Origin of the sequence: Meridianimarinicoccus zhengii, assembly GCF_003254465.1 — a bacterium.
In the GTDB taxonomy this organism is placed as follows: domain Bacteria; phylum Pseudomonadota; class Alphaproteobacteria; order Rhodobacterales; family Rhodobacteraceae; genus Meridianimarinicoccus; species Meridianimarinicoccus zhengii.
In genome coordinates this window covers 1-10,655 of sequence record NZ_QDFI01000110.1, presented here as the reverse complement: position 1 = coordinate 10,655, position 10,655 = coordinate 1, and the positions used below count along the sequence as shown (strand labels likewise).

Sequence of the window (10,655 nt, the reverse complement as noted above, 5' to 3'; positions counted from 1 at the left end):
CTGGCCCTCGCCGGGATCGGCCTCGCCGTCTGGGCGCGGATCGACGACTGGCGCAAGGGGACGCGGTGATGTGGGGAAGACTGCTCGCCGAGATCGTTGCCTGGCCTTGTGCACGGCGCATGGCCGGGATCGGTCTACTCGGGTTGTCCCGAGTCGGCCGCGCGACTTCGGCCCGGGTCTGTCGTCGCTGCCGAAAACTTGAAAATTCCCCCTTGGCCGGTACGCCAGTCCCGCGCAAAGTGAGAGGCACGCGGGTCGCCCCGATTACGCCATGAGGAGCGCGCAGCATGTGCAAGGACAAGAAAACGGTTTTCAACACGGACGCCCCGGCGTTCACGCCGTCCGGCGCCGGCACGCTGCCGCCCGCGCCCGCAATGTACTATGACGGCACCGATGAAGGAGCGCTAGCAAAGGAGTATTTCGTTGTCGAAGGCCCCTGCGCGAACTTTCGCACGATCCTCCCGCACGGTCATGTCGTCTACAACATGCAACACATGCTGACGAACATCTCCTACACCTCGCGCAACGGCGCTAAGATTGGCACCGTGGCGAATCCTACCGACTGGGCGAAGATCCGCGCTGATTCAATTCCGATTCACGATTGTCTCATGTGGTTTGCGGCGGGCTGCCCGTAATTTCCGCTTACTGGTGGCCCCGGAACCATCCACGCGCCCCCGGCATGGCTCTTTTGCATAAAAGGGCTGATTGCCAGGGTTCCTCTTTCCCGAACGGGCTTATCTCGCAGTTTCGGTGACCAAGATTAAGAGCGCGGTGTAGCACTTCACGACGGCGATGCGAACGTGGAATTCAGCGACATAGCGGTCAAAGTTCCTCGCTCTCTGCTGTTGGCCCAGAAGTTGTACACAGTGAATCTTCGACTCGACCCGGCTTCGGCGGTGGTACCCGCTCCATCCTAGCCAGAGAGCGCGGCTAACCGCCACAGCAAGCGGGATCGACTGCCTGCTGCTGAGGTGCTGGAGCAAAGCATGGAACTCATCGTCGATTGGTGGGACAGGGCCTGGCTGAGCCATCCCGGCACGGCTGAGCGATTCCGGATCGAGGCGCGTGCATCCCTTCCGCTTGCCGAAGACGCAGATGGAAGCTCAGCTCCAATATTCGCAGGCCTGCAGGCACGACGGTTTTCGTTGCGTGCCGCTCAGCAAGTGCCGAAATGGCGACCGTGATCGTGCTGACGGCGAGACGCAGCGCATAGGGGCCCTCGGACGTTCACCCGGCGAAGAAAACGCTTCTATCTTGTTCGAGCCGGACGCCACCCAGCCGCGGCAGCCTCGTTCTCGTCACAGAACCAGCGTTCGCCTCGGCTCTCGTTAATCTGGGTGCGACCGTACCAGGGTGACCAAGGTGTGTGGTATATCTGCTCACCATCCTGGGAAATGTTTCCCTTGATCGGACAGCCTTCACGCGGGGACGCGACCGCCGCGCGCTCCCAGCGATCCGCCCGATATTCCCAAGGCGTCGTCGGCCGCGCACCACCGCGCCAGATACCCAGTCCCGCAGCCTGTGCTGCGGCCTCTTCGCCAAGGTAGTCCTCGCTGTAGCGCACGAAAGCCCAAGCAAGGCCGTCTTCAACGAGTACTTTTCCCACATCCTGGCCGCCGGCATGACAGACGGAAACCAACCTGCCGTAGGTATCCACGTCTCGCACATCGCAAGAGATTTGCTGCCCCTCGGTCATGGCAGCCAAGGCGTCAGTCGCCGCCTCGTCGCAGCGCCAAGACCGTCCATCCTTCAGTTCGCAGCGCTGCCCGATTTCCGGGGCATCGATACCGTGGATGCGGACGCGCGCTGCGCCGATCGCGATCGTGTCGCCGTCGATCACATGCGCAGTGCCGGTGACGGTCGCTGCGAGCGATACATGACAGCCAAAAGTGATGCTAACCCGATGACGAAGATTCTACAAACTGATGCCCAGATAGTTTCAACTCACGATTGCTAAGTTTCCAAAATTCAACACGACATATCGCATCGAGGTGGCGATCAACTCCTCTACAGTTGCACGCCCTTCGTCAGCGCCCCGTCGATCACGAGATTCGTGCCGCTGGTGAAGCTTGATGCGGGGCTGGCTAGGAACACGACGCCGCGGGCGATCTCCTCGGGGGTGGCCATGCGGCCCATCGGGTTCAACCCAAGCGCCGTTTCGAACAATTCCTGGTTGCCGGTCTCAATGTTCTGCCAGATCCCGCCTTCGAAATAGGTGTTGCCCGGTGACACGGCATTGGCGCGGATGCCCTTCGGAGCGAGCTTGTAGGCCAAGCCTTGCGAATAATGCACTAGTGCCGCCTTGAATGCCCCGTAAGCCGGACCGGTGAAATCGATCTCCCGTCCAGATACCGACGAGACCAGCGTGATCGACGCGGCCTCGGACGCCTCGAGCCACGGCATCGAAGCGTTCACCATGCGCACGCAATGCATCATGTCGGTCTCGAACCCGGCCTGCCACGCGGCCTCGTCGTCGGCCACCGCGAGCGCGGAGACGTTGCCGATCACGATATCGATACCGCCCATGGCATCAGCGCTGGCCTTCACCCACGCCTCCAGTGCTGTCTTGTCGGACACGTCCACTGCAGCGCCCAGCACGCCCATTTCCGCCGCAGCGGCCTTCACCTCGGCCTCTGTGCGTGCGCAGATCGCCACTTGTGCCCCTTCGGCAGCGAGGATCTCGGCGCAGCGCCGCCCGATCCCCTTGCTGCCGCCTGTCACCAGCGCCTTTTTTCCCTCAAGTCCCAGATCCATGCCCGACTCCCCTATTTCACGTATTTCTTGGCAACCGACGCGCCGACCGAGTATTTTGGATCGACCATGTTCCCCAACCGAACCTTGCCGCACATCGTCAGCAACATGTAGGCGTCCGCCTCCGATTGCCCCGTTTCCGACGCCACCCAGCGCACCAGTTCGCGGTATGCAATGCGCGAGGCGTCCTCCAGCGGGCGGGCGGAGCCGATGAACATCATCGCGTCCTCGGTTTCGAGCTGCGGCCATGCGTTGCCGTGCCCCTTGATCAGGTCGATGTGGATCTCGACTGTCGCGGGCATTTCCAGCGCCACGCCGCACAGTTCCCCGTCACCCTGGATCGCGTGGCAATCGCCAAGATACAGCAGCGCGCCGTCGCGGTTCACCGGCAGGTAGATGATCGAGCCCGGCGCCACGTCCGGAAGGTCCATGTTACCGCCATAGTAATCGGGTTGCAGCGACGAGATCGCCTCGATCTCGGGCGAGGTGCCGATCGTGCCGATGAACGGCTCAAAGGGCAGCGTGACCGTGTCGGACCAGTAGACGCCGTCGGTGTCCACCTTGATCTTTTTCACCTTCTCCGCGAGCGGCGCATTCAGCATGGCAGTGTTGCCCGTGCCGACCAGCCCACCGAATTCCGGGATCAGGCAGGTCGTGCCCACGGGCTGCGGGCCGCGTGGCGTGATCGACAAGATCCGCACCGCCAGCGCATCGCCCTTTTCCGCCCCCCGCACGAAGATCGGGCCGGTCTGCGGGTTGAGATAGGGGAAGTTGAGGATCTCCGATGGCTTGTCGGTCTCGCTCGTAATCTTGCCCTCGAAAGCGTCATGGGTTTCCACCGAAACCACGGCGCCGGGATCGACCTCCAGCACCGGATCGACATAGGGGCCGTAGACGTAGTGGAATGTACCCTGGTCAGCGATGGTGATGGCGTGCCGCGCACCGGGCTTGCCCTGCGCCACGCCGTTGCGTCCCATGAGCGATTGTTCCAGCCAGTCCATGTCGTTGCTCCTTCCTGCGTGTTCTCTTGTGTATTCAGATTGTAAGATAGGCCCGCACCGCTTCGCGCGAGCGGATTTCATCAGGTCCCAGGCTCGCAACGATCCGGCCCTTTTCCATGACGTAACCACGCTGCGCCATCGACACGATGAGGTCGAGGTTCTGTTCGACCAGAAGCACCGCCACACCGGTCTGAGCATTCAGTTCCCGGACGTTGCGCGAGATGTCCTTGATGATCGAAGGCTGGATGCCCTCGGATGGCTCGTCAAGAAGCATCAGGCTGGGATGCCCGATCATGGCACGGGCGATCGCGAGTTGCTGTTGCTGGCCGCCCGAGAGGGTTCCTGCACGTTGGCGCTCGCGTTCCTTCAGGATCGGGAAGAACCGGTAGATCGTGTCGTAATCGGGCGGCTCCCGTCCTTGCCCGGCCACCTCGCCCACGAGAAGGTTCTCACGGACTGTCAGGTCTGGAAAGACGTCGCGACCCTGCGGAATGTAGCCGATGCCCCGCAGCGCGCGCACGTTCGCCGGTTCGCGTGTCATGTCCACCCCATTGAAGCGGATCGACCCGGCACTCGGGGCCAGAAGTCCGGTCAGCGTGCGCATCAGCGTGCTTTTTCCGACGCCGTTGCGGCCAATTATGGCCACGATCTCGCCGGGTTTCATGTTGAACGCCACCCCCTGCAGGACCTGTTCGCCGCCATAGCCGCCGCACACCCCATCGACGTCCAAAAGTGAAGCGTCACTCATCGGCAGCCCCCAGATAGATTTCCTGCACGCCGGGATGTTCGGTGATCTCGTCGATGCTCCCCTTGGCAAAGATTGCCCCCATGTGCAGCACGGTCACGCTGTCGGCAATCTGCTGGACGAAGGCCATGTCGTGCTCGACCGCGAGGATCGTGATGCCACGCGCGTTCAGTTCATGCAGCATCTCGCCCGTCTTGCGGGTTTCGTCGGGGGACATGCCCGCGGTTGGTTCGTCCAGCAGCAGGAGTTTCGGTTCCACCCCGACCGCCATGCCGATCTCGAGCCATTGCTGTTGGCCGTGCGACAGCACGCCGGCGTGCGTCGCCGCTTCGCCCGTCAAGTTCGTGAATTCCAGCACCCGTCTGATCGTGCCGCCAAGGCTCGCTCCATGCAGGTGATGCTGGAACGCGACCTCCAGGTTCTGGCGTACACTCAGCGCCTTGAAGATGCCGGGAACCTGAAACTTCACGCTGATGCCTTTGCGGATGCGTTCGAAGGACCGCAGGGCCGTGATGTCGTCACCAGAGAAGCGGATCGCGCCACTGTCGGGCGCGTGTTCGCCCAACAGGAGCCGGAAGAACGACGATTTGCCGGCGCCATTCGGACCAATCAGGCAATGCATCGCACCCGCATCCAGCACAAAGTCGATATCGCGCGCGACCGTCACACCGCCGAAGCTCTTGTTGAGCTTGGAAACTTCAAGGATCGGGTTCATCGGCGCGCCTCCCCGAACAGTCGTCCCACCCGATCCATGGCCGTGTAGATCAGCCCGTTCGGTGTGACGAGGACCGTGAACACCAGAAGGACCCCCATGACGATCAGGGCATACTGGCTTCCGTAGATTGTCAGGGACTGAAACCCCGCAATCACCAAAAGGCAGCCCAGCAGGGTCGCAGTGATATCGCGGCGTCCGCCTACTGCCACCCAGACGATAGGCAGCGCGGCAGAGGTCAGGCCCATACTCGACGGAGTAATATACTGACCCCATGCAGTGTAGAGAACGCCCGAGGTCCCCGCCAGCGCACCGCCGAGACCGAAGGCCAGCATCTGGTATAGCCGGATGTCATAGCCCAGCATCTCTGCCCGTTCCGGGTTCTCGCGGATGGCGACCAAAACGTTCCCGAACGGCGCGTTCAGAAGCATCCGCAGACCCATGTACACCAGCACCACCATGCCGAGCAGGACGTAATAGAGCGTCGTTCCTGCATAGAGGAGAACGTCGCCGCCGAACCACGGCACGGTGAGCGGAGGCATGCCGGACATACCGTTGAACCCGTTCAACCGCGCTTCCCCGATCCGCCATTGCGGCCCGGCCGTCTGCGCCATGAAGGTTTCCAGCACGAGCGTGACCGAGAGCGTCACGATGCCGATGAACACGCCCTTGATACGTCCGTAGAACATGAAATAGCCGATGAGCAGCGCGAAGATCCCACCAAGCGCGACCGACAGAAGCAGCGCCAGCCAAGTCGCACCGAAAGCCGACCCGATATTGATGGTGATGACGCCATAGGTATAACCAGCGAGCCCGAAGAACGCGGTCTGCCCAAAGCTGAGCGCACCACCGTATCCCCACACCACGCCCAGCCCCATCGCCATGAAGGTCCAAACAAGGAAATAGGCAGCATTGCCGACGACGTAATCGTTGGCGAAGGCCGGGTAGGCCGCAGCCGCCGCGACCGCCAGCGCCGCCGCCACCCAGAAGCCAGGCCCGCGCCCCATGGTCTGCGGCCCTTCGAGACGCGACAGCCAGAGCCGCAAACCTTGCCGGGCCGGCGCTTCGGACGCATCGGGTAGTTCAAGCCGCCTCATCGCTGCCACCTCTTGAGAAAGGCCGACAGTCCGCCCGGCATAACGCGGATCACCACGATCACCGCCACCAGAAGGCCGATCTGCCCGAAGAGCTGGCCATACCATGCCGTCAGCGCCGCCCGGATAACTGCGAGGATCGCGGCCGCAGGCGCCGCGCCAAGGAAGATATCCGCTCCTCCGACCACCACGGTCACGAAACTTTCCACGATGAACGTGGCGCCCATGGTCGGCACCATTGTCATGGTGGGCGCGTACAGCCCTCCTGCAAGCCCGGCGAGGCCGGCGCCAAGTCCGAAGGTCAGCCCGTAGACCCGCCGGGTATCTACCCCCAGCGCGCGCGCCATCGCGGGCCGCTGGATCGTCGCGCGCGCTATGACGCCGAAGCGGGTCCGGTAGAAGAGAACGTAAAGCCCCACAAGCAACCCGACGGCGGAGGCGAACAGAACGATCCGGTAGACGGAGTAAGAGCGTTCCCCCACCAGCGTACTGCCCAACGGCGTGCCAATGCCCTGCATTGTAGGCCCCAGCATTATGAGCACGCCCTGTGTGGCGATGAGGCTGACGCCCCAGGTCGCAATAATCGAGTCGAGCGGCCGGTGGTAGAGATGGCGGATCACCGCTCGCTCCAGCGCCATGCCCACGACCCCGGCGGCAACTGCCCCGCACGCGATGGCCAGCGGCAATGGCAGTCCCGCTCGCGCCGATGCGGCAGTGACATAGGCCCCGCACATGATGAACTCGCCATGCGCAAGGTTGATGATCCCCATCATCCCGAAGATGACCGCAAGCCCCGCGCAGGAAATCACCAGAAAGGCAAAGGCATCACCGAACTGGTAGAAAATTGAAAAGATCGCCGGAAAAAGCTCCACGCGCCGCGCCCCCTGTTCCGCTGAAGACAAGGCCCGGGCGAGGACGAAACCCCGCCCGAACGTTCGCATTACTGCGCCGGCGGCGGGCTCGATGGCGTGTATTGCGCGCTGGGATCGTTCTGGGTCAGATCGCACCCGGCGTCGCCCAGCCAGTAGGGCTCAATGTTTTCCCAGACCGTGGGGAAAGTGATCGAATGGTCTTCCTCGACCTTGGCGAGGTAGATCGTGTGCGACATGTGCTGGCTCTGGGGATCGAGACACACATTGCCGGAGGGACCATCAAAGCACACGTCGCCTTCGGCGATCACGGCGCGGATGGCGTCATGATCCGTCGATCCGGCCCGTTCGACCAATTGCTTGTAAAGGTTGATACCGATGTAGGAGTTTGCGGCTTCCTGATTGATGTAGGGCTCATCGGGGAACATCGCCCGGAACCTCTCGACGAAATCGTTCGACGCAGGGCTGTCGATTTCCTCGATGTAGTTGGTCGTAACAAACATGTTCGCCAGGCTCGGCGGCGTGAAACGTTTGTGCTCGTAACCTTGCCCGACATTGACCGACGACGCCATGGGCAACCCGACATTGGCCGAATTTGCCTGTTCGTAATAGGATGCCTGCGCTGCACCCACGAGAAGCGTCACGACGAAATCAGCGTCGCTCTCCTGGATATTCTGGATCGTCTGGCTGAATTGCGACACGCCCAGCGGGATGAACTCCTCACCGACCATTGTGCCGCCCTGTTCCTCGACAATCTGCCGCACCCACTCGGCCGAGATTTGGCCGAAGTTGTAATCTGCCGCCAGCGTGTAGACGTTGGATCCGTATTCTTCCATCATCCAAGGAATGAGCGTCGAGAACTGCTGTTCCGGAACGGCACCGGTAACGATCATGTTCGCGTCGCACACGCCGCCTTCATACTGATTGTTGTAGAAGGCCAACCCGTCGAACTGGTTCACGATCGGACGATACGCCTCCCGCGAGGCCGACGAGAAACCCGCGAAGACCACGTCAACCTGATCCTGCTGCAGCACCCGACGCATGAATTCCTGATAGCGGCGGTTGTCGGACTGCGTGTCGTAGATCACCAGTTCGATCGGGCGCCCGGCGATCCCGCCGGCATCGTTGATTTCTTGCGTAGCAAGCTGGATCGCGTGGACCTTCACATTGGTGGCGGCAGCGAAATCCCCTGACTGGTCTTCCAGAACACCGATCTTGATCGGGCCGTCCTGCGCCAGCGCGGGCAAGCCCGCGATGCAGGTTCCGGCCAGCATGGCCGCGAGGACGTGGCGCTTGGAGTACGTCTTCATTGTTTCAGTCTCCTGTTGGTGGGTCGTTTTCTTGCAGTGTTGTCGGCCTTTAAGAACGGGTGCCGATTACCCCCCTGTTCCCGCGGATGACGGGTCAGGTATTCGCGCGCCAGATCCTCGACTGGAATACGCCTGTTCATTGCCTCGACGCGGAGACGGTCGTAGGCCGTGTCTTGATCAATGCTATCCGCGACCATCAGGTCCAGAATGGCCGCCGTCACGTCCCTCCGTCCTGCCAAGCGCTGCCGAAGGCCGGTCACTTCGCGCTGCACTTTCTGGCGCTGTTCGTGCGCGTTCACCGCGAGCAGCAGTGCGGTGAATACTCCGGAGTTTCGCACAGGCTTGAGAATGTGGCTGATGCAGCCCTGCCGCACCATTCGCGCCAGTTGGCTTGGGGTTTCTGTCCCGATAAGCGCAATACACGGCACATCAGGCAAAGAACCCGACTGGGCCAGAAACTCTATGTTCACATCCGCGTCGAGCAAGATCACATCGCATGCCAGCAAAGCGGCGGGCAGGTCTTCATCTTGGGGGTCGATCAGCACCGGGTGCAGGCCGAGCTTACCAAGCACATCAGCCAGTACCTTTCGATTTCTGTCGTCGCCATGGACGACGACCGCGCGAAGGCCCCGAAAATTGGTTTTCACCGGGCCCTTCATGGCACGCGCCGAAGGTGATCGGGCCCCAGTCGAGCATCCTCCGCGGTTGCGTTGGCCCAGACCAGGTATGGATCGGGCCGGACGGGACCGCGCTCCTCGAAGACAATATCGAAGATTCCCGCTTCGCTCGAACGCCCGATCCGGGGACGCATCGTGCAATGCAGGTTGTCGGGGTCGACGGTGACGATCCCCTGCGGCGCCGCGAAGCGCAACCCGCGCGCGGCGGCGCGCACATCACTGAGGGCCGTCGACCCTGCCTTTGCCACAGCCATCGCGAGCAAATGTACGGCCACGTACGCCGCCTCTCCATCTGCACAGGCCCGCCCAAGGTGTCCGTAGCGCGAATCCCATTGCGCGGTGAAGCGCGCATTTTCGGGGGATACGATGGTCGAGAAGTAAACTGACGACGACAGATGACCGGTACTTGCCAGACCGATCAGCGGCAATTCTGCCTCGGACAGGCTACAACTTGCCACGGGCATGCAACCGGGCTGATCGAGACCCTCTGCTATCGCCGCAGCGCGAAGCAATCGCAGGAATTCATAGCAGGAGTCTCCGATCAGGGTCGTGAAGACGAAATCAGGGCGGTCTTCCACAATCTGCTGAGCAAGCGCCCCAAGTTCGGTTTCCCCGACCGGGAAATACCGCTCGCCCAGAACTGTCCCGCCAGCCACCATGAGCGCCTCGCGAAGAATGCGGTTGTTTTCCCATGCCCAGACATAGTTCGACCCGACGAACCATCCGCGCTTTCCATGATTGGCCAGAAGATACCGCGCCAAGGGTATGACATGCTGGTTCGGCGCTGCTCCGGTATAGATCACGTTGTCGCTGGTCTCGAAGCCCTCGTAATGGGAAGGATACCACAAGAGCGCGTCATGCTTCTCGAAGAGCGGCAGAACTTCCTTACGGCTCGACGACGTGTAGCAACCCAGAACGTGCGTCAGCCCAAGTCCCGTCAGCAGTTCGTCGACCGAAGCGGCATAGGAGGCCGGCACTCCGGCTGGATCGCGCCGGATCGCGCGCAGGTGGAACGGGCCGTCCGGATCGGCGTTGACCTCGGCCATGGCCAATTCCGCTCCGGCACAGATGCACTGCCCGATCGCGCCATAGGAGCCGGTTGTCGAAACCACGAGGCCGATATCCAATTTCGGTTTCGTCATTGACGGCTCCCAACGCAAAAAAGCCCCCTGGCGACGGTTGTCACCTGAAGGCTCTGCTGCCACGCGCTCGAAGCGCATACTCTAAGATTTGAAGTTTTGATCCGCGCTGTTGCGGCCTGTGTCAGGACGCCACACCCGACGCCAGCCTGTCAAGAAGAATGACTTGCGCAAAAAGGCCGTCTTCACCTGCACCCCCCGCACCCGCAGTAGCGCTTACAGAATGTGCGCCGGGCTGATTTTGCTGGCACGGCGCGATCGAATGCTGCCTCCAAAGGCCCGTACGACTGCTAGGCCGTGTCTGCAATCAAGGGATTCCCGTTTGGTCTCATTTCTGATTCAAGATCGAAAACGGAG

At 61.8% G+C, this 10,655-nt stretch carries 12 protein-coding genes and 1 pseudogene; 2 read left to right on the top strand and 11 right to left on the bottom strand.

The features are described 5' to 3' along the window. Nucleotides 1–287 precede the first annotated feature (287 nt). A complete protein-coding gene (locus DDE13_RS20890) occupies nucleotides 288–635 on the top strand; it encodes a hypothetical protein (protein WP_111406158.1) in 348 nt (115 codons plus the stop codon). 99 nt (nucleotides 636–734) lie between these two features. Here DDE13_RS20890 and DDE13_RS23495 read toward each other — a convergent pair. Further along, nucleotides 735–929 (bottom strand): annotated as a pseudogene (locus tag DDE13_RS23495) (IS5/IS1182 family transposase); the annotation flags it as partial. 57 nt (nucleotides 930–986) lie between these two features. Here DDE13_RS23495 and DDE13_RS23080 point away from each other — a divergent pair. Further along, complete coding sequence (locus DDE13_RS23080; RefSeq protein ID WP_162631144.1) at nucleotides 987–1,184, top strand: hypothetical protein; 198 nt, start codon at nucleotides 987–989, stop codon at nucleotides 1,182–1,184. A gap of 65 nt (nucleotides 1,185–1,249) precedes the next feature. On the opposite strand, the gene DDE13_RS20880 is transcribed toward DDE13_RS23080, so the two are convergent. The 10 genes from DDE13_RS20880 to DDE13_RS20835 all read right to left on the bottom strand — a co-directional run bounded on the left by DDE13_RS20880 (nucleotide 1,250) and on the right by DDE13_RS20835 (nucleotide 10,301). Then, a complete protein-coding gene (locus DDE13_RS20880) occupies nucleotides 1,250–1,840 on the bottom strand; it encodes a thermonuclease family protein (RefSeq protein ID WP_162631143.1) in 591 nt (196 codons plus the stop codon). Between the two features lie 167 nt (nucleotides 1,841–2,007). Beyond that, nucleotides 2,008–2,754 (bottom strand): SDR family NAD(P)-dependent oxidoreductase, encoded by a 747-nt coding sequence (locus tag DDE13_RS20875; protein ID WP_111406155.1) that lies wholly within the window; start codon nucleotides 2,752–2,754, stop codon nucleotides 2,008–2,010. 11 nt (nucleotides 2,755–2,765) lie between these two features. Next, nucleotides 2,766–3,752, bottom strand: a complete 987-nt coding sequence (locus DDE13_RS20870; RefSeq protein ID WP_111406154.1) for an acetamidase/formamidase family protein — start codon at nucleotides 3,750–3,752, stop codon at nucleotides 2,766–2,768. A 34-nt stretch (nucleotides 3,753–3,786) separates the two neighbouring features. Continuing rightward, nucleotides 3,787–4,500: an ABC transporter ATP-binding protein gene (locus tag DDE13_RS20865; protein ID WP_111406153.1), complete on the bottom strand. Its 714-nt coding sequence runs from the start codon at nucleotides 4,498–4,500 to the stop codon at nucleotides 3,787–3,789. Beyond that, nucleotides 4,493–5,212: an ABC transporter ATP-binding protein gene (locus DDE13_RS20860; protein ID WP_111406152.1), complete on the bottom strand. Its 720-nt coding sequence runs from the start codon at nucleotides 5,210–5,212 to the stop codon at nucleotides 4,493–4,495. Before DDE13_RS20860 ends, DDE13_RS20865 begins: the two co-directional genes overlap by 8 nt. Next, nucleotides 5,209–6,306 (bottom strand): ABC transporter permease subunit, encoded by a 1,098-nt coding sequence (locus DDE13_RS20855; protein WP_111406151.1) that lies wholly within the window; start codon nucleotides 6,304–6,306, stop codon nucleotides 5,209–5,211. The genes DDE13_RS20860 and DDE13_RS20855 overlap by 4 nt, the downstream gene beginning before the upstream one ends. Further along, on the bottom strand, nucleotides 6,303–7,175 hold the full coding sequence (locus DDE13_RS20850) for an ABC transporter permease subunit (protein ID WP_222626165.1): 873 nt from the start codon (nucleotides 7,173–7,175) through the stop codon (nucleotides 6,303–6,305). Before DDE13_RS20850 ends, DDE13_RS20855 begins: the two co-directional genes overlap by 4 nt. Nucleotides 7,176–7,243: 68 nt before the next feature. Next, the gene (locus tag DDE13_RS20845) at nucleotides 7,244–8,482 is read right to left on the bottom strand and encodes an urea ABC transporter substrate-binding protein (protein ID WP_111406149.1); all 1,239 of its coding nucleotides are present in this window, start codon (nucleotides 8,480–8,482) and stop codon (nucleotides 7,244–7,246) included. Further along, on the bottom strand, nucleotides 8,479–9,141 hold the full coding sequence (locus DDE13_RS20840) for an ANTAR domain-containing response regulator (protein WP_111406148.1): 663 nt from the start codon (nucleotides 9,139–9,141) through the stop codon (nucleotides 8,479–8,481). The genes DDE13_RS20845 and DDE13_RS20840 overlap by 4 nt, the downstream gene beginning before the upstream one ends. Next, nucleotides 9,138–10,301 (bottom strand): transporter substrate-binding domain-containing protein, encoded by a 1,164-nt coding sequence (locus DDE13_RS20835; protein ID WP_111406147.1) that lies wholly within the window; start codon nucleotides 10,299–10,301, stop codon nucleotides 9,138–9,140. The genes DDE13_RS20840 and DDE13_RS20835 overlap by 4 nt, the downstream gene beginning before the upstream one ends. Between the last annotated feature and the right edge of the window lie 354 nt (nucleotides 10,302–10,655).